Here is a 23,711-nt window from a genome sequence, read left to right on the forward strand (position 1 = left end):
TCTAGAGAAGGGCAACCGGCGAAGCAAGGAAGATTGGCGAATATTTGTACAGCGGATGGAATGGCGCGGGGCCGCGCCGCGGCGGCCCCGCACGCGCTCACTCCAGCGGGGTGCGCTGGCGGAGGATCTCGAACAGGCAGACGCCGGTGGCGACCGAGACGTTCAGGCTGCTGACGCTGCCGGCCATCGGCAACCTGGCGAGGAAGTCGCAGTGCTCGCGGGTCAGCCGGCGCATGCCCTTGCCTTCCGCGCCCATCACCAGCACGGTCGGCCCCTTGAGGTCGAGCTGGTAGAGGGTCTTGTCCGCCTCGCCAGCGGTGCCGACCACCCACAGGCCGCGCTGCTGGAGCTTTTCCAGGGTGCGCGCGAGGTTGGTCACCGCCACCAGCGGGATCACCTCGGCGGCGCCGCAAGCGACCTTGCGCACGGTGGCGTTGAGGGTCGCGGACTTGTCCTTGGGCACGATCACCGCCTGCACCCCCGCCGCATCGGCGGTACGCAGGCAGGCGCCGAGGTTGTGCGGATCGGTGACGCCATCCAGGGCCAGCAGCAGCGGCACGCCCTCGCTCCGCTCGAGCAGTTCCTCGAGCATGTTTTCGCCCCAGACCTGGCTGGGGCTGACTTCCGCGACCACGCCCTGGTGGACGCCTTCCGCCCACTCGTCGAGTTCGCGCCGATCGCGCTGCCCTACCGGAATACGGAACCCGGCGGCCAGCTCGGTGAGCACCTGGACCCGCGGATCATGCCGCCCCTCGGCCAGCCACAACTGCTTGACCCGCTTCGGGTGATGACGCAACAACGCTTCCACGGCATGCACGCCGTAGACCTTTTCCCACTGACTCATGACTTGGCCTTACGTTTGCGCGCCCCGGTGGCGGCCGGAGCGTTGTCGGCCTTCGGCTTGGAAGGCCCCTTGCGATGCTTGGTCGGCTTTCCCGGCTTGGCGGCAGCGGCGGGCTTGCCGCCCTTGGCCTTGCCCTTCGCGCTCTTGCCCGCAGGAACGACCTTGCCCTTCTTCCCGCCCTTGTCCTTGCCGCCGCCGACGCGCGCCTCGGCGAGCAGCGCCTGCTTCACCTCGCGACTCTTGCGCACGTCGGTGTTGCCGAGCATCTCCGCGGCCTGCGCCAGCAGCTCCGGCGCGACCGGCGGCAGCGCCTGCACCTTGCCGGCCTTGCGCCGCGGCACCACCGCGGCGTCGGGACTGGCCAGCGCCGGCTCCAGGTCGACCTCGGGCACGGATGCGCCCTTGCGCCCCTTCGGCGCCTTGCCGGCGTTCGCCGACTTGTCGCCGTTGCGCTTCTTGCGTCCGATCGGCGCGCTCAGCACGTTTCCGGCCAGCTCGAAATCGATCTTCCGCTCGTCCAGGTCGACCCGCGCCACTACCACTTCCGTGGTGTCGCCGAGACGGAAGCTGCGCCCGGTGCGCTCGCCGCTGAGGCGATGGTGCACGGCGTCGAAATGATAGTAGTCGCCGGGCAGCGCGGTCACATGGACCAGGCCTTCGACGAAGATGTCGGTCAGCTCGACGAACAGACCGAAACCGGTGACCGCGGTGATTACGCCAGGGAAGGTCTCGCCGACCCGCTCGCGCATGTATTCGCACTTCAGCCAGTTGGTCACGTCGCGGGTGGCCTCGTCGGCACGCCGCTCGGTCATCGAGCACTGCTCGCCCAACTGGTCCAGGCGCAATTCGTCGTACGGATAGATGCGCGCCTTGGGCATGCTCGCCGCGCCGGCCCGCTGCACGTGCGGAGTCTCCGCCTTGGAGCGGATCACACTGCGGATCGCACGATGCACCAGCAGGTCCGGGTAGCGCCGGATCGGCGAGGTGAAGTGGGTGTAGGCGTCGTAGTTGAGGCCGAAGTGGCCATTGTTGTCCGGGCTGTACACCGCCTGGCTGAGCGAACGCAGCATGACCGTCTGGATCAGGCGGAAGTCGGCGCGGTCGTGGATCTTCTCCAGCAACTCCTGGTAGTCGCCCGGGGTCGGCGCGGCCTTGCCGCGGCCGAGGCTCAACCCCAGCTCGCCGAGGAACTGGCGCAGGTTGTTGAGCTTCTCCTGCGGCGGGCCGTCATGCACCCGGTACAACGCCGGGATGGCGTGCTTCTGCAGGAAGCGTGCGGTCGCCACGTTGGCGCAGAGCATGCACTCTTCGATCAGGCGGTGCGCATCGTTGCGCTGGGTCGGGCGGATTTCCGAGATCTTCCGGTCGGCGCCGAAGACGATGCGGGTTTCCTGGGTCTCGAAATCGATCGCGCCGCGGACATGGCGGCCGGCCAGCAGCGCTTTATACAGCGCATACAGCTGCTGCAGGTGCGGCACCACGCCGGGCAACTGCTGGCGCAGGTTCTCGGCCTCGACGCTGTCGGGATGCTCGAGCAACTGGCTGACCTTGGTGTAGGTCAGGCGCGCATGGGAGTGGATCACCGCTTCGTAGAACTGATAGCCGGTCAGCTTGCCGGCCTTGGACAGGGTCATCTCGCAGACCATGGCCAGCCGGTCGACCAGTGGATTCAGCGAGCAGAGACCATTGGACAGCACCTCCGGCAGCATCGGGATCACCCGCTCGGGGAAATACACCGAGTTGCCGCGCCTGGCCGCCTCTTCGTCCAGCGCCGAACCGACCTTCACGTAGTGCGAGACATCGGCGATCGCCACGAACAGGCGCCAGCCGCCGCCGCGCTTGGCCTCGGCGTACACCGCGTCGTCGAAGTCGCGGGCATCCTCGCCGTCGATGGTGACGAAGGGCACCTGGCGCAGGTCGACACGCTTTTCCTTGTCCTTCTCCGCCACTTCCGGCTTGAGCTTGGCCGCTTCCTTCTCTACCGCGGCCGGCCAGACGTGGGGGATATCGTAGCTGCGCAGGGCGACTTCGATCTCCATCCCTGGCGCCATGTAGTCGCCGAGCACCTCGACGATCTCGCCCTGGGCCTGGCGGTGGATGCTCGGCCATTGCTCGATGCGCACCTGGACGAACTGGTTGTGCCTGGCCTTGCCGGCCTTGCCCGGCGGGATCAGGACTTCCTGCTGGATCTTCGGGTTGTCCGCGACCACCACGCCGATGCCGCTTTCCTCGAAGTAGCGGCCGACCACGATCTCGTGGGCCCGCTCGATCACCTCGACCAGCTGGCCTTCGCGGCGTCCGCGCCGGTCATGGCCGGACACCCGTGCCAGGGCGCGGTCGCCGTCGAACACCAGGCGCATCTGGGTGGGGCTGAGGAACAGGTCGTCGCTGCCATCGTCGGGGATCAGGAAGCCGAAGCCATCGCGGTGCCCGCTGATGCGGCCGCGGATCAGGTCCAGCTTGTCCACCGGCGCGTAGGCGCCACGACGCGTATAGATAAGCTGCCTGTCGCGCTCCATGGCGCGCAGGCGACGACGCAAGGCCTCTTCCGGCTCCTCGCCGGCGAGCCCGAACTCGTCGAGCAACTGGGAGCGAGTCGCCGGAGCGCCTCGCTCGGATAGGTGAGCCAGGATCAGTTCCCGGCTGGGGATGGGGTTTTCGTACTTTTCCGCTTCGCGAGCGGCCTCGGGATCGAGGTTTTGCCAATCGGCCATTAGAGGTAGGTCACCTTTTCTTCTTTAGCGTTTGCTGCCATTGCTCTATTGAAGCGCGAAAACGCTTCGTCGGTCAGCTTCGGCAGCAGAATAATTTTTATCGCATCAGGGGTTTACAAGCAGAATACGTACTCGTATAGTTCGCGCCCACAACGTTGCTGAGACGTTGTAACACGGAAACGATGAGCGATCATCGACTCCAGTGCCCAGGTGGCGGAATTGGTAGACGCACTAGGTTCAGGTCCTAGCGGTGGCAACACCGTGGAAGTTCGAGTCTTCTCCTGGGCACCATATTTCAGACAAAGCCGGACATTAGACCGTTTTTGTTTCAGCAGTTCAGCCACTACCAGGCATTGAAACTGCGACAAGGTTTGCAACACCCAAGTCGATGAGCGATCATCGCACAATGCTGAAAAGCATGCCCAGGTGGCGGAATTGGTAGACGCACTAGGTTCAGGTCCTAGCGGTGGCAACACCGTGGAAGTTCGAGTCTTCTCCTGGGCACCATCTTCAAGACAAACAGCCGAGCATCGCTCGGCTTTTTGTTGTCCGCGATTTTTCCCTTCGAGCCACGCCACCTCCCCCCGCTCGCCGCGGCGCCGACCCCGGAAATGAAAACGGGCCGCATGCGCAGCCCGTTCCGTCATCGCCCCGCTATCCGCCTCAGGCGAATGGATGGCGCAGGATGATGGTTTCGTTGCGATCCGGACCGGTGGAGATGATATCGATCGGCGCACCCACCAGTTCTTCCACGCGCTTGATGTAGGCGCGGGCGTTGGCCGGCAACTCTTCCAGGGTCTTCGCACCCACGGTCGACTCGCTCCAGCCGGGCATTTCCTCGTAGACCGGCTGCAGGCCGATGTAGCTGTCGGCATCGGTCGGCGCTTCCAGCACATCGCCATCGGCATTCTTGTAGCCGACGCACAGGCGCACCACGTCCAGACCATCGAGCACGTCGAGCTTGGTCAGGCACAGGCCGGAGATGCTGTTGATCTCGATGGCGCGGCGCAGGATCACGGCATCGAACCAGCCGCAGCGACGAGCGCGACCGGTGGTGGCGCCGAACTCGTGGCCGCGCTTGGCCAGGTAGGCGCCGACGTCGTCGAACAGCTCGGTCGGGAACGGACCGGAGCCGACGCGAGTGGTATAGGCCTTGGTGATACCCAGTACGTAGTCCAGGTACAGCGGGCCGAAGCCGGAACCGGTGGCGGTACCGCCAGCGGTGGTGTTGGAACTGGTCACGTAGGGATAGGTGCCATGGTCGATGTCCAGCAGCGATCCCTGGGCGCCTTCGAACATGATGTCCTTGCCGTGCTTGCGCAGGTCGTGCAGGGTCGCAGCGACATCGGCCATCATCGGCTTGAGCAGCTCGGCATACTCCATCGCCTCGTCCAGGGTCTTCTGGAAGTCGATGGCCGGCTCCTTGTAGTAGTGCTGCAGGACGAAGTTATGGTAGTCCAGCAGCTCGCCCAGCTTGGCGGCGAAGCGCTCGCGGTGGAACAGGTCGCCGACGCGCAGGCCGCGACGCGCCACCTTGTCCTCGTATGCCGGGCCGATGCCACGACCGGTGGTGCCGATCTTGGCTTCGCCGCGGGCCTTCTCGCGCGCCTGGTCGAGGGCGACGTGATAGGACAGGATCAGCGGACAGGAAGGACTGATGCGCAGGCGCTCGCGCACCGGCACGCCCTTCTCTTCCAGCTTGGTGATTTCGCGCAGCAGCGCATCCGGCGCCAGCACCACGCCATTGCCGATCAGGCACTGCACGCCTTCGCGCAGGATGCCCGATGGAATCAGGTGCAGGACGGTTTTCTCGCCATCGATCACCAGGGTGTGGCCAGCGTTGTGACCACCCTGGTAGCGAACTACGGCAGCCGCCTGCTCGGTGAGCAGGTCGACGATCTTGCCCTTGCCCTCATCACCCCATTGGGTGCCCAGGACTACGACATTCTTACCCATAACACTTGTCCCCATCGTGGAAGTTCGATGCCGGCCGCGGCCGGCGGAATCTCAGGACGCCAGCGGCGCCACCTGCCAATTGCCATCGCGCAGCGCCAGCTGCCGGTCGCAGCCCGCCTCGCGCGCAGAAGCCGCATCCTGCCCGGGCAGAGCCTGGACGACACGCTGCCCGTCGCGGCGCAGTCGTTGCACCGCCTGCCAGAGCCCGGCCCCTTCGGCCGGCGCCCAGATACCCGATACAGCCTGGTCCAACCGGGCCTGGCCGAGAGTGACCAGGCTTTTCAGATCGGTGGAGAAACCGGTGGCCGGGCGGGCGCGCCCGAAATCGGCACCGATATCATCATAGCGACCGCCCTGGGCGATGGACTGGCCAACGCCGGGCACGAAGGCCGCAAACACCACGCCGGTGTGATAGTGATAGCCACGCAGCTCGCCGAGGTCGAAATACAGCGGCAAGCCGGGGAAACGTCCAGCCAGCGAATCGGCGATCTCGATCAGCTCGTTCAGCGCCACCTGGACATCGGCCGGCGCCGCCGCCAGACGGGCACGGCCCTGCTCCAGCGCATCGCGGCCGCCGCATAGCTCGGCCAGCGCACGCAACATGCCGCGCAGCTCGGCAGGCAGGTCTGCAGTCAGCGCCTCGACCTCGTCCACCGCCTTGCGCTGCAAGGCATCGAACAACTGCTGCTCGACTTCGCCGGACAGCCCTGCCGCGCGCGCCAGGCCGCGGTAGATACCGACATGGCCGAGGTCCATGTGCACGTCCGGCACTTCCGCCATCTCGAGCATTTCCAGCATCAGGCTGATCACCTCGACATCGCTGGCAGGGCTCGGATCGCCGTACAGCTCGGCGCCCAGCTGGATCGGACTACGCGAAGTGGACAGCGCGCGCGGCTGCGCATGCAGCACGCTGCCGGCATAGCACAGGCGGCTCGGTCCCTCGCGGCGCAGGCTGTGCGCATCCATCCGCGCCACTTGCGGCGTAATGTCGGCACGGAAACCCATGAGCCGGCCGGACGCCGGGTCGGTCACCTTGAAGGTGCGCAGGTCAAGATCCTGTCCCGCACCGGTGAGCAGCGACTCCAGGTATTCGATATGCGGGGTCACGACGAACTCGTAACCCCAGCGGTGGAACAGATCCAGCACCTGACGGCGGGCTGCTTCGATGCGCGCCGCCTCCGGGGGCAGCACCTCTTCGATCCCATCTGGCAGCAGCCAGCGGTCTACCGTTGCCATTTCGCCTCTCCCCTTTCAGCCGGGCGGCACATCATCAGTGAATCCAGTAAAGAAGCAGGGTGCCGAGCAGCATGCTGCCCAGCCCCACGAGACGCAGGTGACGGTCGCTCAGCCGGCCGATGCCGGTGACCGCCTCGCGCCATTGTCGCGGACACAGGAACGGCAGGATGCCTTCCAGCACCAGCACGAGACAAAAAGCGATGCCGAATTCCTGCCACATGATTCTCGCGGACGCAAAAAAGCCGGGATTTCCCGGCTGGCTCATCATAACACGATTTCTCCGGCGGGCGCTGCCGCCCGCCGGAGAACCGAGTATTACTTGTTGGCCTTGTTCAGATAGCGGAAGAACTCGCTGCTCGGATCGAGCACCAGTACGTCGCGCTTCTCGGCGAAGCTTTCGCGATACGCCTTCAGGCTACGGTAGAAGGAATAGAACTCCGGATCCTGGTTGTAGGCCTTGGCGTAGATCGCGGCAGCCTTGGAGTCGCCGTCACCGCGGGTCTCTTCCGACTCGCGGTAGGCTTCGGCAACGATTACCCGGCGCTGGCGATCGGCGTCGGCACGAATGCCTTCGGCCAGTTCGCGACCCTTGGCGCGGTGCTCGCGGGCCTCGCGCTCACGCTCGGTGCTCATCCGCTCGAAGACGCTGCGATTGACTTCCTTCGGCAGGTCGATGGCCTTGACCCGCACGTCGATCACCTCGATACCCAGCTCCTTCTGCGCCATGCGGTTCAGCGAAGCGGTGATGTCGCCCATCAGCGCGTCGCGCTCGCCCGATACCACTTCATGCAGGGTACGCTTGCCGAACTGGTCGCGCAGACCCGCTTCGAGACGCCGCGACAGGCGTTCGTCGGCGATCTGCTTGAGGCCCGAGGTAGCGGTATAGAAGCGCTCGGCATCCGCCACCCGCCACTTGGCATAGGCATCCACCATCACCGCTTTCTTTTCCAGGGTCAGGAAGCGCTGGGTCGGGGCATCCAGGGTCAGCAGGCGAGCGTCGAACTTGCGCACCTGGTTGACGTACGGGATCTTGAAGTGCAGGCCCGGCTTGACGTCGGACTCGACCACCCGGCCGAAGCGCAACATGACCGCGCGCTCGGTCTGCTGGACTACGTAGACGCTGTTCCACAGGACGATGGCGGCGACGACACCGACGATCAGAGCGATCAAAGACTTGTTGCCCATCAGCGGCTCTCCCTCGTACGCGCGTCTTGCTGGCGCAGATCGTTGACGATCCGCGACCCCAGGTCGGAAGCGCTGGCGCTGCCACCACCGGCGGAAGCACCGGCACCCGTAGCGGGCGCGGCGTTACGACCATCGATCATCTTGTCCAGCGGCAGGTAGAGCAGGTTGTTCTGCCCTTGCTGACCGGTCACCAGCACCTTGCTGGTCTGGCTGAAGACTTCCTGCATGGTGTCCAGGTACAGACGCTCGCGCGTCACTTCCGGAGCCTTGCGATATTCCACCAGCAGCTTGGAGAAGCGATCCGCCTCACCCTGGGCGCGCGAAATCACCTCGTCGCGGTAACCGTTGGCTTCTTCGATGATGCGCTGGGCCTGGCCACGCGCCTCCGGCACCACGCCGTTGGCATAGGCTTCGGCCTGGTTCTTCTCGCGCTGCTCGTCCTCGCGGGCCCGGATCACGTCGTCGAACGCTTCCTGCACCTCACGCGGGGCCTGGGCGCTCTGGATGTTCACCTGGGTCACGGTGATACCGGTCCTGTAGGTATCCAGGAAGCGTTGCAGGCGCTCGCGCACCTCGGTCGCCATCTGCTCGCGGCCTTCGGTGAGGATCCGGTCCATGGTGGTGGAGCCGGCGACATGCCGCAGCGCGCTCTCGGTCGCCTGCTGCAGGCTGACCTCGGGCTGGTCGACGTTGAGCACGAAGTCCTGCAGGTTGCTGATCTTGTACTGCACGGTCAGCGGCACTTCGACGATGTTCTCGTCCTCGGTGAGCATCTGCCCCTGCTTGCTGTACGCACGCTCGCGGGTGACGTTCTCCTGGAAGCGCTTGTCGATCGGCGGGAAGTAGAAGTTCAGGCCGGGACCGACCGTCTCGTAATACTTGCCGAAGCGCAGGATGACCGCCTGCTCCTGCTCGTCCACCACATAGATGGCGTTGTACAGCCAGAGCACGGCGAGGATCGCCAGGCCGATACCGAACAGGCCCAGGCCACCGCCCTTGCCGCCGGAACCGGAGCCGGAACCGTTGCCACTGCGTTTTTTTCCACCGAACAGCCCGTTCAGGCTGTCCTGAAGCTTGCGGAAAGCCTCATCCAGGTCGGGCGGCCCCTTGCGGTCACCACCGCCACCACCACCGCGGCGGCCTCCCCACGGGTCTCGATCGTTGTTGTTCGAGTTGTCACCCGGCTCGTTCCAAGCCATAGCGCTCTCCATCTAGTAACGCGAAACGCGCCTGCGGCGCGGCCACCCATGCTACCGAATGCCCTGCCCGCTGCCAAAAGCAGCGATACGGGCTTTATTGCAAAGTGTGTTGCGCAACGAACTCCGCCGGCTGCCAGCCAGCGCGGCTCGCCAGGCGGTTCAACTCGGCCCGCGGCAGGCGCACCTGCAGCAGGGTACAACCTTCCTCATCGTGCGCCTCGGACTGCACCGCGCCCAGTTCGAACAACTGGGCGCGCAGGCGCCCGAGCCGCTGGGGCAGGCGCAAGGTCCCGACGAAGAGGTCCTCGCCGAGCAGCTCGGCGATGGCCTGGCGCAACAGGTCGAGGCCTTCGCCGGTCTGCGCCGACAGCCAGACGCGCACCGGCTTGCCGGAGTCGTCGCGCTGGATGTGCGGCTCGACCGAGGGTAGCAGGTCGACCTTGTTATAGACCTCGAGCATCGGCAATTCGTTGGCGCCGATCTCGCCGAGCACCGCCAGCACCTGCTCGACCTGCGCATCCCGTTCGGGCTCGTAGGCGTCGATCACGTGCAGCAGGAGGTCGGCGTTGCTCGACTCTTCCAGCGTAGCGCGGAAGGCCTCCACCAGCTTGTGCGGCAGGTGACGGATGAAGCCCACCGTGTCGGCCAGCACCACCGGCCCGAGATCGTCCAGTTGCAGGCGACGCAGGGTGGGGTCGAGGGTGGCGAACAACTGGTTGGCGGCATACACCTCGGAGGCGGTGAGCGCATTGAACAGGGTCGATTTGCCGGCGTTGGTATAGCCGACCAGGGAGACCGCCGGGATATCCGCGCGCTTGCGCCCGCGTCGAGCCTGCTCGCGCTGGCTGCGGACCTTCTCCAGGCGCTGCTTGATCTGGCGGATGCGCACGCGCAGCAGGCGTCGGTCGGTTTCCAGCTGGGTCTCGCCCGGACCGCGCAGGCCGATACCGCCTTTCTGCCGTTCGAGGTGGGTCCAGCCGCGTACCAGCCGCGTGCTCATGTGCTCCAGTTGCGCCAGCTCCACCTGCAACTTGCCTTCGTGGGTACGTGCGCGCTGGGCGAAGATGTCGAGGATCAGCCCGGTCCGGTCGAGTACGCGGCACTCGAACGCTCGCTCGAGGTTGCGCTCCTGGCTGGGCGTCAAGGTGTGGTTGAAAATCACCAGCTCGACGTTTTCGGCCTTGACCAGGTCGTGCAACTCCTCGACCTTGCCACTGCCGATAAGATATTTGGCGCTCGGCTGGTGGCGGGAGACGCTGACGAATGCCACCGTTTCCGCGCCGGCCGAACGCACCAGCTCCTGGAACTCCTGCGGGTCTTCACGCGCCTCGGGGTTCTGCCCTTCCAGATGCACCAGAACAGCCTGTTCCCCACCACCTGGGCGCTCAAAGAACAAAGCGGACTCCCGTCAAGCGTTGCCCGGCTCGGCCGGCTGGTCACCGCTCGGCAGACGCACCGGACGGCTCGGTACCACGGTGGAGATCGCGTGCTTGTAAACCATCTGGCTGACGGTGTTCTTCAGCAGGATGACAAACTGGTCGAAGGACTCGATCTGGCCTTGCAGCTTGATGCCGTTGACCAGATAGATGGAAACCGGGACGCGTTCTTTCCGCAGGGTATTGAGGTAAGGGTCTTGTAGCGAATGCCCTTTTGACATGTGCCGCACTCCTTTAAGGATCGTAGTTTGAAGTAGTCGAATAGGGTGACTTGGCGCCGTCCAAACTCCGGTCTCGCTCCGGAAACAGACGGACAAATTAAGGTCTCAGGCCAATATGGAGACCGTTTTCAGGTATTTCAAGGCACGCGGCAGATTGTCACCTGCTAGGCTGTCCATCCAGTGTAGATGGCTCCAGCTTCGCAGCCAGGTGAACTGGCGCTTGGCCAACTGGCGGGTAGCGATGATGCCGCGTTCGGTCATTTCAGCGTAGGACAGCTTGCCATCCAGGTAATCCCACACCTGACGGTAACCCACGGCTCTAATAGACGGTAATCCTGCATGCAAGTCACTTCTGGCATGCAGTGCTTCGACCTCGGCGATGAAACCCTGTTCCAGCATCTGGCGAAAACGCTGCGCAATCCGCGCGTGCAACACCTGGCGCTGCTCGGGAGCAATCGCCAGCTGAGCGACAGTATACGGCAATTGATTCCTGCCTGACGCGTCAAAATCCGCCTTTTCAGCGCTTTGCCGGCGACGCAGGTCGCTCATCGACACCCCGCCGAGGCGATACACCTCGAGCGCCCGCATCAGTCGCTGCGGGTCGTTGGGGTGGATGCGCGCAGCCGACTCCGGGTCGACCTCGGCGAGTTGCCGGTGCAGCGCCTCCCAACCTTCGGCCAGGGCCTCGGCCTCGATCGCCGCGCGCACCTCGGGATCGGCGCCGGGCATGTCGGCCAGGCCCTCGAGCAACGCCTTGTAATAGAGCATGGTGCCCCCCACCAGCAGGGGAATCCTGCCGCGCGCGGTGGCCTCGGCCATCGCCGCCAGGGCGTCGGCGCGGAATTCCGCGGCCGAATAGCTCTCCGCCGGGTCGCGGATATCGATCAGGCGGTGCGGATAGCGCGCCAGCAGCTCCCGGGAAGGCTTGGCCGTACCGATATCCATGCCGCGGTAGATCAGCGCCGAGTCGACGCTGATCAGCTCGCAGGGCAGCGCATCGGCCAGCGCCATCGCCAGGTCGGTCTTGCCGGCGGCGGTCGGCCCCATGAGAAAGATGGCGGGAGGCAGGGAAGACATCGGAACGCTCTTGGACAAAGCGCATAGCTTCGGGCTTTGCGCCCGAAGCTGCAAGGCTCAGCGTCCGCGCAGGAAGAGCTTGTCCAGCTCGTCCAGGCCCAACTGGGTCCAGGTCGGACGCCCATGGTTGCACTGGCCGCTGCGTTCGGTGATTTCCATGTCGCGCAACAGGGCGTTCATTTCCGGCAGGGTCAGGCGCCGGTTGGCGCGCACCGCGCCATGGCAGGCCATGGTGCCGAGCAACTCGTTCAGGTGTGCCTGGATACGGTCGCTGGTGCCGTACTCCAGCAGGTCGGCGATGACATCGCGCACCAACTGGGTCGCCTCCGCCTGCTTGAGCAGCGCAGGGATCTGCCGGATCGCCAGGCTTTCCGGCCCCAGGCGCTGCAGCTCGAAGCCCAGGCGCTGGAACCAGCTGGAATGCTCTTCCGCGCAATCCGCCTCGCGCTCGCTGACCGCAATCGACTCCGGCACCAGCAACGGCTGCCCACGCAAGCCTTCGCTGGCCATCGCCACCTTGAGGCGCTCGTAGGTGATCCGTTCGTGGGCCGCGTGCATGTCCACCAGCACCAGGCCGTGGGCGTTCTCGGCGAGGATGTAGATGCCCTTGAGCTGCGCCAGGGCGTAACCCAGCGGCGGGATGTCCTGGGCGCTCTCGGGCAACGCGGCTGGCGCCTCGCCCGCGGGCAACGGCGCGAAGTAGGCCTTGTAGGCGCCACCGGCCTCGGCCAGAGAAGGCGGCGCCTCCGGCCGGGTATAGGCGGAATAGCCGGAGGAGCCGCCGGAGGCCGACGAGCCGCCACTCCAGCCCACCCGTGCCGCCGGACTCTCCAGCACGCTCTCGGCCAGGCGCATCTCGCCCTGCGGGCCGAACTCGCCGGCGGCAGCGCCGGTCGGTCGCGGCTCGGTCAGGCTGGTCGCCCCGGGCGGCGCGAGCTGGTCGTCGGGACGGACCTCGCCCAGCGCACGATGCAAGGTGCCATAGAGGAAGTCATGGACCATCCGGCTGTCACGGAAGCGAACTTCGTGCTTGGTCGGGTGCACGTTGACGTCCACCACCGCCGGATCGACTTCGAAGAACAGCACGAAGGTCGGATGCCGGCCGTTGTACAGCACGTCGCGATAAGCCTGGCGCACCGCGTGGGCGACCAGCTTGTCGCGCACCATGCGCCCGTTCACATAGAAGTACTGCAGGTCCGGCTGGCTGCGGGAGAAGGTCGGCAAGCCGACCCAGCCCCACAGGTGCAGACCGTTGCGCTCGACCTCGATCGGCAGCGCCTGCTCGAGGAATGCCTGGCCGCACACCGCGCCGACCCGGCGCGCGCGGGCCAGCTCGTCTCGCGCCTCGTGCAGGGCGAAGATGGTCTTGCCGTTGTGGCGCAGGTGGAAAGCCACGTCGAAACGGGCCAGCGCCAGGCGCTTGATGACTTCCTGCAGATGGTCGAACTCGGTCTTCTCGGCGCGCAGGAACTTGCGCCGCGCCGGGGTGTTGAAGAACAGGTCGCGAACCTCGACGCTGGTCCCCACCGGGTGCGCCGCCGGCTGTACCCGCGGCTGCATGTCGCGGCCCTCGGTTTCCACCTGCCAGGCTTCGCCGGCGTCGGCGGTACGCGAGGTCATGGTCAGGCGCGCTACCGAGCTGATCGAGGCCAGCGCCTCGCCACGGAAGCCGAGGCTCATCACCCGCTCCAGGTCTTCCAGCTCGCGGATCTTGCTGGTGGCGTGGCGAGCCAGGGCCAGCGGCAGGTCGTCGGCGGGGATGCCGCGACCGTCGTCGCGCACTCGCAGCAACTTGATGCCGCCCTGCTCGACCTCCACGTCGATGCGCCGGGAACCGGCGTCAAGGCTGTTTTCCAGGAGTTCCTTGGCCACCGAGGCGGGACGTTCGACCACCTCACCGGCGGCGATCTGGTTCGCCAGCCGCGGACTCAGCAGCTGGATACGCGGTGTTTCACTCATCACTGGGCCGCCAGGGCGGTGCTCGGGATGGACAGGGCCTGGCCGACTTTCAGGATGTCGCTGGACAGGCTGTTGCTGCTGCGCAGCGCGGCCATGCTCACTTCATAGCGCTGGGCGATCATCGCCAGGGTCTCTCCGGGCCGCACCACGTGCTCGCGCGGCCCCATGGAGAGCTTGCCCTGGGCGCGCAAAGAGGCGATGTAGGTGCCGGGCGGCGGGCTCTGCTGGAAATACTGGCGGATGCCGCTGGTGATCGAACGCGCCAAGGCCTGCTGATGGCTGGCGCTGGCCAGCTTGCGCGACTCGTTGACGTTCGAGATGAAGCCGGTTTCCACCAGGATCGACGGGATGTCCGGCGACTTCAGCACCATGAACCCGGCCTGCTCGACACGACGCTTGTGCAGCGAAGTGATGCGGCCGACATTGGTCAGCACCTTGTGGCCGACGTCCAGGCTCGACGAGAGGGTGGCGGTCATCGACAGGTCGAGCAGCACGCCGGCGAGCATCTGGTCCTTGTCGCCGAGGCTGACGCTGCCATCGCCGCCGATCAGGTCGGAACGGTTCTCGCTGTCGGCCAGCCAGCGCGCGGTTTCCGAAGTGGCGCCGCGGTCGGACAGGGCGAACACCGAGGCACCGAAGGCGCTGCGGCTCGGCGCGGCGTCGGCATGGATCGAGACGAACAGGTCGGCGCCCTTCTTGCGGGCGATCTCGGTGCGCTTGCGCAGCGGGATGAAATAGTCGCCGGTACGGGTCAGCTCGGCCCGGTAACCGCGCACCTGGTTGATCTGGCGTTGCAGCTCGCGAGCGATCGACAGGGTGATGTTCTTCTCGTGCAACCCGCCCGGGCCAAGGGCGCCAGGGTCTTCACCGCCGTGGCCGGCGTCGATGGCGATGACGATATCGCGGGTACCGCCCTTGGTCGGCAGCGGCAGCTTGGCCACCGGCTGGGTCGGCGTCACCGGAGTGACCGGCACGCTCGGGGTCGGCGTCGCGGGTACGTCCGGGGTCAGGTCGGCGCCCTGGTCGTAGAGATCGACCACCAGGCGGTTGCCGTATTGCTGGTTGGGCGGTAGGACGAAGCTTTTCGGGGTGACCTGCGCCGACAGGTCGAGGACCATGCGCAGGTCGTTGGGCGTGCGCTGGGCGGAGCGCACCGCGGTGATCGGGGTGTTGCCGAGCTTGAGACCGTTGAGCTGGGTCGCCAGCTGGGCGCCGCTGACGTCGATGACGATACGGTTGGGTGCGGCCAGGGTGAACAGGCTGTGCTGCACCGGACCGGAGAGATCGAAGACCAGACGGGTGTTGTCCGGAGCGCGCCAGATCCGCACGCTCTTGATTTGCGCGGCGGCCAGAACCTCGCCGACCTGGCAGGCCAGCAGAATCATCACCCCAGTCAACAACGTCCGCAGACGCAAGCCCCAACCCATCGTTTTTCTCATGCTCCCATGGTCAGGGTGGCACACCAGGCTTCGCCCCGCGCACCGTGCGGTACCAGGCGCAGTGTCCGTCCACCCGCTTGGGCAGTAATGGTAATGTCCAGATCGGCGGTTGGCAAAACGCCCGCACCGCGCTCGGGCCACTCGATCAGACAGAGTGCGCTGCCGTCGAAATAGTCGCGGATGCCGAAGAACTCCAATTCCTCCGCATCGGCGAGCCGGTACAGGTCGAAATGGTAGGCGCGCAGCTCGCCGATTTCGTAAGGCTCGACCAGGGTAAAGGTCGGGCTTTTCACCGAGCCGGCATGGCCGAGGCCGCGCAGGATGCCGCGCGAGAGGGTGGTCTTGCCGGCGCCGAGGTCGCCATGCAGGTAGATCACCCCCTGCCCCCCGCTGACCCGGGCGATGCGCCCGCCCAGTTCGAGCATCGCGTCTTCCCCTTCGGCGGACAGGATCACTTCAGACACGGACTGCACTCCTCGAGCAACTGACGAACGGTAGGTATGAGATCGGTCGCCGCCAGCCCGCGACCCTGGGCGCCGAGCCGCTGACCGGCGGCGGCATGCAGCCAGACAGCCAGGCAGGCCGCCTCGAGCGCCTCCACGCGCTGGGCCAGCAAGGCACCGGTGATGCCCGACAGCACGTCACCCAGGCCGGCGCCGGCCATCGCCGGATGCCCCTGGGAACAGACGGCGAGTCGTCCGTCGGGCGCGGCGATCAGGCTGCCGGCGCCCTTCAGCACCACCACCGCCTGGTAGCGACGCGCCAGTTCCAGCGCCGCCGCCGGACGATCCGCCTGCACCTCGGCGGTCGAGCGACCCAACAGGCGCGCGGCCTCGCCGGGATGCGGCGTCAGAATCCATGTCTGCGGCCCTGCTCCGACCGGTTCCAGGGCCAGCAGGTTCAACGCGTCGGCATCCCAGACCTGCGGCAACGGTCGCGACCGGACAGCGCTCAGCAGGCTGCGACCCCAGGCGCGCTGGCCAAGCCCGGGACCGAGCACCAGCACGCTGGCGCGTTCGGCAAGGGCCAGCAGTTGGTTCGCCGACGCCACGCCATGGGCCATGACCTCGGGACAACGGCCCAGCAACGCCGGCACATGTTCGACGCGGGTCGCCGCCGAGACCAGCCCGGCGCCGCAGCGCAGGGCGCTTTCCGCGGCCAGTAGCACGGCCCCGCCCATGCCGGTGTCGCCGCCGACCACCAGCAGGTGGCCGAACAGCCCCTTGTGTGCGGTCCGCGGCCGCGCTGCCAGCCTCGGCAGGGCATTTCGCGCCAGGCGGCGAGCCCGGGGCTGGAGCGCTTGCAGCACGACGGCGTCGCTACCGAGTTCGTCGAACACCAGCTCGCCGACCCGTGCCGGCGCCTCGCCAGTGAACAGCCCGATCTTCAGGCCGATGAAAGTCACTGTCAGATCCGCCCTGATCGCTTCCCCCAATACCGCGCCGGTGTCGGCGCTCAAGCCGGAAGGAATATCCACCGCCAGCACCGGCAGGTCGGCGGCGTTGGCCAGGCGGATGGCCTGCGCAAAGGGCTCGCGCACGGCACCTGCCAGGCCGGTGCCGAGCAATGCATCCACTACTACGCCCTCGAGCACGGCGCACTCGCTCCAGGGCTCCACCACGACCCCGGTCGCCAGCGCGGCGGCATGCGCCTGCGCCGCGTCGCCGGCAAGCCGCTGCGGCGCCGCGACCGCCAGCACCCGCACTCGCCAACCCGCACGTTGCGCCAGCGCCGCGATCAGGTAGCCGTCGCCGGCATTGTTGCCGTGCCCGGCGAGCACCGTCAGCGCCGCGACCTCCGGCCAACGGCGGCGCAAGGCACGCCAGGCGGCGTGGGCGGCGCGCTGCATGAGTTCGAAGCCCGGCGTGCCGGCAGCGATCAGGCGCGCATCCAGGTCGCGCACCTGGGCGGCGGAATAGAGGGCGAGTGGCAGGTCGTCGTGCTGGAAGGTCATGGTCATCGGATCGATTCGGCGTCAGGCGCGCAGTCTGGCAGAATTATACCTATCCCATTTCGCTTTCCCTCGTCTTCGTTGCCTCCCATGACTCCACAACCTCTGGCCGACAACCTTTCCCCGCCGGACCCCGCCCGCCTCGCCCAGTCCATCAAGGACTGGGGCCGCGAGCTGGGGTTCCAGCAGGTCGGTATCAGCGACGTCGAGCTGGGCGAGCACGAAGCGCACCTGCAGCGCTGGCTGGAGGCCGGCTACCACGGCGAGATGGACTACATGGCGGCGCACGGCAGCAAGCGCTCGCGACCTGCCGAGCTGGTTCCCGGCACGCTGCGGGTGATCTCCCTGCGCATGGATTACCTGCCCGGCGACACGCGCATGGCGCAGGTCCTCGCGACACCGGAAAAAGCCTACGTCTCGCGCTACGCCCTCGGCCGCGACTACCACAAGCTGATCCGCAAGCGTCTGCAACAACTGGCCGAGCGCATCCAGGCCGAAGTCGGCCCGTTCGGTTTCCGCGCCTTCGTCGACAGCGCGCCGGTGCTGGAAAAGGCCATCGCCGAACAGGCCGGCCTCGGCTGGATCGGCAAGAACACGCTGGTGCTCAACCGCAAGGCCGGCAGCTACTTCTTCCTCGGCGAGCTGTTCGTCGACATGCCGCTACCCGTCGACCCGGCGATGGACAGCGAGCATTGCGGACGCTGCTCGGCCTGCCTGGACATCTGCCCGACCGCGGCCTTCGTCGGCCCCTACCGGCTGGACGCGCGACGCTGCATCTCCTACCTGACCATCGAGTACAAGGGCGCGATTCCGCTGGAGCTGCGGCCACTGATCGGCAACCGGGTATTCGGCTGCGACGACTGCCAGATCGTCTGCCCATGGAATCGCTTCGCCCGCCCCACCGGGCAGGGCGACTTCCAGCCGCGCCACAGCCTGGACAACGCCGAACTCGCCGAACTGTTCCTCTGGAGCGAGGAGGAGTTCCTCGGCCGCACCGAGGGTTCGCCGCTGCGCCGCGCCGGCTACGAACGTTGGTTGCGCAACCTGGCGGTGGGGCTGGGCAACGCGCCCTCGACCATCCCGGTGCTGGAGGCGCTGAAGGCGCGCCGCGGGTTCCCTTCGGAGCTGGTCCGCGAGCACGTGGAATGGGCCCTGCGGCGCCACGGGGAAACCTAGCCCAGCCGGCGCCTGCCGCCCGGTCCGGACGGATCAGAGCTTGATGAAGTGGTCGCGATAGTGGCGCAGCTCGGCGATCGACTCGCGGATATCGTCCAGCGCCAGGTGGGTGTTGCCCTTCTTGAAGCTCTCGCGGACCTGCGGCGCCCAGCGCGCAGCCAGCTCCTTGAGGGTGGAGACGTCGAGGTTGCGGTAGTGGAAGTAGCCTTCCAGCCTGGGCATGTGCCTATAGAGGAAGCGGCGGTCCTGGCAGATGCTGTTGCCGCAGATCGGCGAGCTGCGCTTGGGCACCCACTGCTCGAGGAAGGCCAGGGTCTGCGCCTCGGCCTCGGCCATGCTCACGGTACTTTCCCGAACCCTCTGGGTCAGGCCGGATTGGCCGTGCTGGCGGGTATTCCACTCGTCCATGCCGGCGAGGATTTCCTCTGGCTGGTGGATGGCGATCACCGGTCCTTCGGCCAGGGTGTTGAGGTCACTGTCGGTGACGATGGTGGCCATCTCGATGATGACGTCCCGGTCCGGATCGAGGCCGGTCATCTCCAGGTCGATCCAGATAAGGTTCTGCGGGTTCTGCATGGGGAGTCGCTCCAGTCGCTATGCCGTGCATTCTAGCGTGGAACGCCGCCGCGCGAATGATGGCGGCGCGCCCATGTTAAACTCGCCGCCGATTTTTCATGCGGACGCATCATGGCCAAACGCCACTTGACCCGCCGGCAGAGCTGGCGCATCGAAAAGATCCAGGAAGAACGCGCGGCCCGGGCGGCCCGTCGCGAGTCGCGTGCCGTGGACGAGCTGGAAGGCGGCGACCTGGGACCGGAGCAGACCGGCCAGGTGATCGCTCATTTCGGGGTTCAGGTAGAGGTCGAGTCCGCCGACGGCCAGGTTTCCCGCTGTCACCTGCGCGCCAACCTGCCGGCACTGGTGACCGGCGACCAGGTGGTCTGGCGTGCCGGCAACCAGGGCATCGGCGTGATCGTCGCGCAATTGCCACGTCGCTCCGAGCTGTGCCGCCCGGACATGCGCGGGCTGCTCAAGCCGGTAGCGGCCAACGTCGACCGCATCGTCATCGTCTTCGCCCCGCGTCCCGAACCGCACGCCAACCTGATCGACCGCTACCTGATCGCCGCCGAACATGCCGGCATCCAGCCGTTGCTGCTGCTGAACAAGGCCGACCTGGTCGACGAGAGCAATGCCGAAGGCATCGATGCGCTGCTGAATGTCTACCGCACCCTGGGTTATCCGCTGATCGAGGTATCGGCCTTCAATGGCCTGGCGATGGACGAACTGCGCGGCGCGCTGGACGCTCACGTGAGCGTCTTCGTCGGGCAGTCCGGGGTAGGCAAGTCGTCGCTGGTGAATGCCTTGTTGCCGGGTGTCGACACCCGTGTCGGCGACCTCTCCACGGTGACCGGCAAGGGCACCCATACCACCACCACCGCGCGACTGTTCCATTTTCCCGGCGGCGGCGACCTGATCGACTCGCCCGGCATCCGTGAGTTCGGCCTGGGGCACGTGTCGCGAGACGACGTCGAGGCCGGTTTCATCGAGTTCCGCGACCTGCTCGGGCATTGCCGCTTCCGCGACTGCAAGCACGACCGTGAACCAGGTTGCGCCCTGCTCCAGGCCCTGGAGGACGGGCGCATCATGCCGCAACGCATGGCCAGCTACCGGCACATCCTGGCAAGCATGCCGGAAACGGATTACTGAACCTCAGTCGCCCTTGATCTGCTCCAGCTTCAGGCTGCCGCCGTCGTCGAACAGGTTGAGCTTCTTCTGCACCTCGTCCGCCGGTAGCGAAGGTTGCGCGCCCGCCGCCGGTGCCTCGGCAGCCGGCTTCGGCTGCTCGCCCGGGGCAGCCGCGGGGGCGCTGGCTTCGGGAGCGCCGGTCTCGCCTTCGATGGCCTTCTGCGCCTTGCGGGTCAGGACCACGATGTCGATCCGCCGGTTCACCGGGTTCAGCGGGTCCTTGTCGTCGAACAGGCGTGCCGAGGCATATCCGACAACCTGGGCGATCTGCCCTTCCGGATAGCCGCCGGCGACCAGCGCACGGCGCGCGGCGTTGGCGCGATTGGCCGATAGCTCCCAGTTGCCGAAGTCACCGTTGCCGGCATAGGGCTTGGCGTCGGTGTGGCCGCTGATGCTGATCTTGTTCGGCACCTGGCGGATGGTCTCGGCCATGGCCAGCAGGATGTCCTCGAAATACGGCTGCAGGCGCGCGCTGCCGAGGTCGAACATCGGCCGGTTGGCGGCGTCGACGATCTGGATGCGCAGGCCGTCGCGGGTGATCTCGAAGTGGATCTGGTCCTTGAAGTCCTTGAGCATCGGATTTTCGTCGACCTTGTTCTGCAACTCCTGCAGCAGCAGCGCCAGGCGCTCTCGCTCAACCTGCTCGGCGAGGTTCTCGGCCTGGTCGGCGTTGACCTGGTGGTCCTGCTCGGGGCTGATCCGGCTTTCGTTGGAGTCCGGCTGGGCCTGGACCTGCGGATTGAGGGTCTTGTCCGGCGCCGGCGTCGGCGTGCCGCCGAGGTCGATGACGTAGGGGCTGGCGCTTTCGCTGAAACCGATGGGGTCCTGGAAGTATCCGGAAATCGCCTTCTTCTGCTCCGGGGTGGCCGAAGACAGCAGCCAGAGCACCAGGAAGAACGCCATCATCGCCGTGGCGAAGTCGGCGAAGGCGATCTTCCACGAGCCGCCGTGGTGGCCGGCGGCATAGCGCTTGACGCGCTTGACGATGATCGGCTGGTTATTGTCCATCTATCGACAGTGCCTCCACTCAGCGGCCACGCACGGCCTGCTCGAGCTCGGCGAAGGTCGGCCGATGGGCGGGCAGCAGCACCTTGCGGCCGAACTCGACGGCCAGCGAAGGCGGCATGCCGGAAGCGGAAGCGACCAGGCAGGCCTTGATCGCCTCGAACATGTTCAACTCTTCCTTGGCATCGTGCTCCAGCGCGACGGCCAGCGGGCCGACGAAGCCGTAGGCGGCGAGAATCCCGAGGAAGGTACCCACCAGGGCGGCGGCGACGTGGTGGCCGATCTCCGCCTGGCTGCCTTCGCCAAGCAACGCCATGGTGATGACGATGCCGAGTACCGCGGCGACGATACCGAAGCCCGGCAGGGCGTCGGCGACCTTGGTCACCGCGTGGGACGGATGCTCCAGGTCCTCCTTGAGACTGGACAGCTCCATGTCGAACAGGCCTTCCAGCTCGTGCGGCGCCATGTTGCCGGAGGACATGATGCGCAGGTAGTCGCAGACATAGGCGGTCATCCGTTCGTCCTTCAGCACGCCGGGGTACTTGCTGAAGATGGGACTGGCCGCGGGGTCCTCGATGTCCGCCTCGATCGCCATCATCCCTTCGCGCCGGCTCTTGTTGAGGATCTCGTAGAGCATGCCCAGCACCTCGAGGTAGTAGGTCTGGGTAAAGCGGTTGCTGAACATCTTCGGCGCTTTCTTCAGCACCACCATGAACGTGCTGCCCGGGTTGGCCTGGAGGAACGCCCCCAGTGCCGCACCGCCGATGATCAGGACCTCGAAGGGCTGGATGATGGCGCCGATCTTGCCGCCGGAGAGCAGGAAGCCCCCGAGGACACTGGCGAAAACGACGATGATGCCGATGATTTTTGACATGAGGACCGGACGTGCGAAATGAACAGGATAAGGAGGGGGACTGCTAGGCTCCCTCTTGTTATCGGTTGCTAGCCGCAAGACTATAGTCCGAATACTCGAAAAGCCAGTTCGCCGCCTCGCCGACACCGAGCCCGACACCCATGACAGACCGCCTCGCCGCCTGGCTCGAAGAGCTCGACCGGCAACCCCTGCCGATCCCCGCCAGCCACTATGCCGGCCTGCACGCCGCGCTGAGCGACAGCCGCCGCTCGCTGCGCGAGATCGCCGACCAGTTGCAGGGCAGCCCGACGCTGGCGTTGTCCATCCTGCGCGAGGCCAATCGCGCCGAGAGCGCCCGCGACAACCCCGCGGAAAGCCTGGAGGTGGCCCTCAGCCGCCTCGGCCTGGCGCGCGCGAGCCAACTTCTGAAGACCCTGCCGAGCATCCAGGATGCGGAGATGCCCAGGGTCCTCGGGCAGATGCTGCTGATCAGCCAGCACGCCATGCAGCAGGCCAGCGGCCTGTTCGGCGCGCGCCTGGCCAGGCTCTGGCAGGAAATCCACTGGGGCAGCCTGCTGACCATGGCTCCGGTCTGGGCGCTGGCCAACGCCCGCCCGCAGCTGCTGGAGCAATGGCAGCAACGCGTGCTGGTACAGGGCGAACCGACCCTGCGAGTGGAGCGCGAACTGCTCGGCATGCGCCTGCTGCCGATCTGCCTGGCGCTGGCCGAACGCTGGCGGCTACCGCAGTGGGTCATCCAGGGCTATCGCCTGCTCGCCTGCGACCGTCGCCTGCTGGTTCGAGCCCTGCGTATCGCCCGCGACCATCAGTCGCCCCTGCTCCAGCAACAGCAACTCGATGCCCAGCCCGATCTCGCCCGCTGGCTGACCCAGCCGGCCAACTGCACTCTCCTCGCCAATGGCCTGGCCATCGCCGCGCACCAGAGCTGGGACGGGCCGCACATGCTGCGCTGGCAGCGCCTGACCGGTCTGTACCTGGGCCAGCCGCTGACCGAAGTCCAGCAGCAGGTGCACATGCTCGCCGCGCAAAGCGCGCGCCTGCACGCCCGGCCGCCGCTGTGGCATCCGGCGGTGGCCTTGATCTGGCCCTGGCAGGCCAGCCGCTGGCGTGCCGAAGCGGCGCCCCCGCCGCCGCCCTCGGCGGAAGCCCTGGCCGAGTGGCGGCAGCATTGCGCCGAGTTGCTCCGCGAGCCCAGCCCGTTCAGCAACGTGGTGCAGCTCACCGCCTGTGCCCGCGATGCGCTGCGCGCCTGCGGCCTGCAAAGGATGCTGCTGCTGGTGGCCGATCGCACACAGGTACACGTGCTGGCGCAGCAGAGCGCCGGACTCGAACCGGGCCAGGAGAAATTGCAACTGGAGATTGCCAGCAGCCCGCTGCTGAAGAAACTGTTCCAGCAGCCTGCCCTGCTGCGCATCGGCCCGAACAACCAGGACCAGTTGCTGCCGGCCCTCGGCGAACCCTTGCGCCAACTGTTCCCCGGACCTCACCTGCTGCTGCGCTCGCTGGGCAACGGCTCGCGGGTGGTGATGCTGGTCCTGGCCGACCTCGGCGGCCAGCCGTTCAGCGACCTGCATGCCCAGGCCTTCGCCAAGACCGCCCAGTGCACCGAGCGCGCGATCCAGCAGTTCGGCCGCCAGCGCCGCACGGAATGAGGGACATGCCCGGCACACTGGTCGGGCGCGCTTTCCGTTAA

The 23,711-nt window shown here is 66.6% G+C and carries 20 protein-coding genes and 2 tRNA genes; 5 read left to right on the top strand and 17 right to left on the bottom strand.

What is annotated here, in order from left to right:
• Positions 1 to 97: 97 nt before the first annotated feature.
• Both rlmB and rnr read right to left on the bottom strand, forming a co-directional pair.
• Complete coding sequence (gene rlmB, locus VQ065_RS28380) at positions 98 to 844, bottom strand: 23S rRNA (guanosine(2251)-2'-O)-methyltransferase RlmB (protein ID WP_003095638.1); 747 nt, start codon at positions 842 to 844, stop codon at positions 98 to 100.
• Positions 841 to 3,558 (bottom strand): ribonuclease R, encoded by a 2,718-nt coding sequence (gene rnr, locus VQ065_RS28385; protein WP_003095640.1) that lies wholly within the window; start codon positions 3,556 to 3,558, stop codon positions 841 to 843. The genes rlmB and rnr overlap by 4 nt, the downstream gene beginning before the upstream one ends.
• A gap of 204 nt (positions 3,559 to 3,762) precedes the next feature.
• On the opposite strand from rnr, the gene VQ065_RS28390 reads away from it, so the two are divergent.
• Together VQ065_RS28390 and VQ065_RS28395 are read left to right on the top strand one after the other, a co-directional pair.
• Positions 3,763 to 3,849: transfer RNA gene (locus VQ065_RS28390), tRNA-Leu, on the top strand.
• A 129-nt stretch (positions 3,850 to 3,978) separates the two neighbouring features.
• Positions 3,979 to 4,065 (top strand) — tRNA-Leu (locus tag VQ065_RS28395).
• 156 nt (positions 4,066 to 4,221) lie between these two features.
• On the opposite strand, the gene VQ065_RS28400 is transcribed toward VQ065_RS28395, so the two are convergent.
• From VQ065_RS28400 to VQ065_RS28455, 12 genes are all read right to left on the bottom strand, one after another.
• A complete protein-coding gene (locus VQ065_RS28400) occupies positions 4,222 to 5,514 on the bottom strand; it encodes an adenylosuccinate synthase (protein WP_003095642.1) in 1,293 nt (430 codons plus the stop codon).
• Between the two features lie 51 nt (positions 5,515 to 5,565).
• Positions 5,566 to 6,750 (bottom strand): ATP phosphoribosyltransferase regulatory subunit, encoded by a 1,185-nt coding sequence (locus VQ065_RS28405; protein WP_003095644.1) that lies wholly within the window; start codon positions 6,748 to 6,750, stop codon positions 5,566 to 5,568.
• A gap of 34 nt (positions 6,751 to 6,784) precedes the next feature.
• Complete coding sequence (locus VQ065_RS28410; protein WP_003095647.1) at positions 6,785 to 6,970, bottom strand: DUF2065 domain-containing protein; 186 nt, start codon at positions 6,968 to 6,970, stop codon at positions 6,785 to 6,787.
• Between the two features lie 95 nt (positions 6,971 to 7,065).
• The gene (hflC, locus tag VQ065_RS28415; RefSeq protein WP_003106429.1) at positions 7,066 to 7,935 is read right to left on the bottom strand and encodes a protease modulator HflC; all 870 of its coding nucleotides are present in this window, start codon (positions 7,933 to 7,935) and stop codon (positions 7,066 to 7,068) included.
• Positions 7,935 to 9,134 (bottom strand): FtsH protease activity modulator HflK, encoded by a 1,200-nt coding sequence (hflK, locus tag VQ065_RS28420; protein WP_003116168.1) that lies wholly within the window; start codon positions 9,132 to 9,134, stop codon positions 7,935 to 7,937. The genes hflC and hflK overlap by 1 nt, the downstream gene beginning before the upstream one ends.
• A gap of 94 nt (positions 9,135 to 9,228) precedes the next feature.
• Positions 9,229 to 10,530: a ribosome rescue GTPase HflX gene (hflX, locus tag VQ065_RS28425; protein WP_003095652.1), complete on the bottom strand. Its 1,302-nt coding sequence runs from the start codon at positions 10,528 to 10,530 to the stop codon at positions 9,229 to 9,231.
• A gap of 12 nt (positions 10,531 to 10,542) precedes the next feature.
• Positions 10,543 to 10,791 (bottom strand): RNA chaperone Hfq, encoded by a 249-nt coding sequence (gene hfq / locus VQ065_RS28430; protein WP_003095657.1) that lies wholly within the window; start codon positions 10,789 to 10,791, stop codon positions 10,543 to 10,545.
• Between the two features lie 105 nt (positions 10,792 to 10,896).
• Entirely contained in the window at positions 10,897 to 11,868 is a 972-nt protein-coding gene (miaA, locus tag VQ065_RS28435; RefSeq protein WP_003135563.1) for a tRNA (adenosine(37)-N6)-dimethylallyltransferase MiaA, read from the bottom strand.
• Between the two features lie 57 nt (positions 11,869 to 11,925).
• Positions 11,926 to 13,827, bottom strand: a complete 1,902-nt coding sequence (mutL, locus tag VQ065_RS28440; RefSeq protein ID WP_003095660.1) for a DNA mismatch repair endonuclease MutL — start codon at positions 13,825 to 13,827, stop codon at positions 11,926 to 11,928.
• Positions 13,827 to 15,254, bottom strand: a complete 1,428-nt coding sequence (amiB, locus tag VQ065_RS28445) for an N-acetylmuramoyl-L-alanine amidase AmiB (RefSeq protein WP_003095661.1) — start codon at positions 15,252 to 15,254, stop codon at positions 13,827 to 13,829. Before amiB ends, mutL begins: the two co-directional genes overlap by 1 nt.
• A gap of 8 nt (positions 15,255 to 15,262) precedes the next feature.
• Complete coding sequence (gene tsaE, locus VQ065_RS28450; RefSeq protein WP_003095664.1) at positions 15,263 to 15,730, bottom strand: tRNA (adenosine(37)-N6)-threonylcarbamoyltransferase complex ATPase subunit type 1 TsaE; 468 nt, start codon at positions 15,728 to 15,730, stop codon at positions 15,263 to 15,265.
• On the bottom strand, positions 15,718 to 17,226 hold the full coding sequence (locus VQ065_RS28455; protein WP_014603517.1) for a bifunctional ADP-dependent NAD(P)H-hydrate dehydratase/NAD(P)H-hydrate epimerase: 1,509 nt from the start codon (positions 17,224 to 17,226) through the stop codon (positions 15,718 to 15,720). The genes tsaE and VQ065_RS28455 overlap by 13 nt, the downstream gene beginning before the upstream one ends.
• An 81-nt stretch (positions 17,227 to 17,307) precedes the next feature.
• Here VQ065_RS28455 and queG point away from each other — a divergent pair, with 81 nt between their 5' ends.
• Positions 17,308 to 18,393, top strand: a complete 1,086-nt coding sequence (gene queG / locus VQ065_RS28460) for a tRNA epoxyqueuosine(34) reductase QueG (protein WP_003110324.1) — start codon at positions 17,308 to 17,310, stop codon at positions 18,391 to 18,393.
• 33 nt (positions 18,394 to 18,426) lie between these two features.
• Here queG and orn read toward each other — a convergent pair whose 3' ends face one another.
• Complete coding sequence (gene orn, locus VQ065_RS28465) at positions 18,427 to 18,969, bottom strand: oligoribonuclease (protein ID WP_003095671.1); 543 nt, start codon at positions 18,967 to 18,969, stop codon at positions 18,427 to 18,429.
• 111 nt (positions 18,970 to 19,080) lie between these two features.
• Between orn and rsgA the strand changes: the two genes are divergently transcribed.
• A complete protein-coding gene (gene rsgA / locus VQ065_RS28470; RefSeq protein ID WP_003095672.1) occupies positions 19,081 to 20,100 on the top strand; it encodes a small ribosomal subunit biogenesis GTPase RsgA in 1,020 nt (339 codons plus the stop codon).
• Positions 20,101 to 20,103: 3 nt separating this feature from the next.
• Here rsgA and motB read toward each other — a convergent pair whose 3' ends face one another.
• Together motB and motA are read right to left on the bottom strand one after the other, a co-directional pair.
• Positions 20,104 to 21,147: a flagellar motor protein MotB gene (motB, locus tag VQ065_RS28475; protein WP_003095673.1), complete on the bottom strand. Its 1,044-nt coding sequence runs from the start codon at positions 21,145 to 21,147 to the stop codon at positions 20,104 to 20,106.
• A 19-nt stretch (positions 21,148 to 21,166) separates the two neighbouring features.
• The gene (gene motA / locus VQ065_RS28480; protein WP_003095674.1) at positions 21,167 to 22,018 is read right to left on the bottom strand and encodes a flagellar motor stator protein MotA; all 852 of its coding nucleotides are present in this window, start codon (positions 22,016 to 22,018) and stop codon (positions 21,167 to 21,169) included.
• Positions 22,019 to 22,158: 140 nt separating this feature from the next.
• Between motA and VQ065_RS28485 the strand changes: the two genes are divergently transcribed.
• Positions 22,159 to 23,670: an HDOD domain-containing protein gene (locus VQ065_RS28485; RefSeq protein ID WP_003102046.1), complete on the top strand. Its 1,512-nt coding sequence runs from the start codon at positions 22,159 to 22,161 to the stop codon at positions 23,668 to 23,670.
• Positions 23,671 to 23,711: the final 41 nt, after the last annotated feature.

The organism is Pseudomonas sp. KBN10P06128 (assembly GCF_037574945.1).
GTDB classification, from domain to species: domain Bacteria; phylum Pseudomonadota; class Gammaproteobacteria; order Pseudomonadales; family Pseudomonadaceae; genus Pseudomonas; species Pseudomonas aeruginosa.

Coding starts and splice junctions, on each gene's coding strand:
- VQ065_RS28405 (WP_003095644.1), bottom strand. CDS start 6,750: ATGGCAACGGTAGACCGCTGGCTGCTGCCAGATGGGATCGAAGAGGTG.
- VQ065_RS28455 (WP_014603517.1), bottom strand. CDS start 17,226: ATGACCATGACCTTCCAGCACGACGACCTGCCACTCGCCCTCTATTCC.
- rlmB (WP_003095638.1), bottom strand. CDS start 844: ATGAGTCAGTGGGAAAAGGTCTACGGCGTGCATGCCGTGGAAGCGTTG.
- VQ065_RS28485 (WP_003102046.1), top strand. CDS start 22,159: ATGACAGACCGCCTCGCCGCCTGGCTCGAAGAGCTCGACCGGCAACCC.
- queG (WP_003110324.1), top strand. CDS start 17,308: ATGACTCCACAACCTCTGGCCGACAACCTTTCCCCGCCGGACCCCGCC.
- motB (WP_003095673.1), bottom strand. CDS start 21,147: ATGGACAATAACCAGCCGATCATCGTCAAGCGCGTCAAGCGCTATGCC.
- amiB (WP_003095661.1), bottom strand. CDS start 15,254: ATGGGTTGGGGCTTGCGTCTGCGGACGTTGTTGACTGGGGTGATGATT.
- rsgA (WP_003095672.1), top strand. CDS start 19,081: ATGGCCAAACGCCACTTGACCCGCCGGCAGAGCTGGCGCATCGAAAAG.
- hflK (WP_003116168.1), bottom strand. CDS start 9,134: ATGGCTTGGAACGAGCCGGGTGACAACTCGAACAACAACGATCGAGAC.
- motA (WP_003095674.1), bottom strand. CDS start 22,018: ATGTCAAAAATCATCGGCATCATCGTCGTTTTCGCCAGTGTCCTCGGG.
- rnr (WP_003095640.1), bottom strand. CDS start 3,558: ATGGCCGATTGGCAAAACCTCGATCCCGAGGCCGCTCGCGAAGCGGAA.
- VQ065_RS28400 (WP_003095642.1), bottom strand. CDS start 5,514: ATGGGTAAGAATGTCGTAGTCCTGGGCACCCAATGGGGTGATGAGGGC.
- hflC (WP_003106429.1), bottom strand. CDS start 7,935: ATGGGCAACAAGTCTTTGATCGCTCTGATCGTCGGTGTCGTCGCCGCC.
- mutL (WP_003095660.1), bottom strand. CDS start 13,827: ATGAGTGAAACACCGCGTATCCAGCTGCTGAGTCCGCGGCTGGCGAAC.
- orn (WP_003095671.1), bottom strand. CDS start 18,969: ATGCAGAACCCGCAGAACCTTATCTGGATCGACCTGGAGATGACCGGC.
- hfq (WP_003095657.1), bottom strand. CDS start 10,791: ATGTCAAAAGGGCATTCGCTACAAGACCCTTACCTCAATACCCTGCGG.
- miaA (WP_003135563.1), bottom strand. CDS start 11,868: ATGTCTTCCCTGCCTCCCGCCATCTTTCTCATGGGGCCGACCGCCGCC.
- VQ065_RS28410 (WP_003095647.1), bottom strand. CDS start 6,970: ATGTGGCAGGAATTCGGCATCGCTTTTTGTCTCGTGCTGGTGCTGGAA.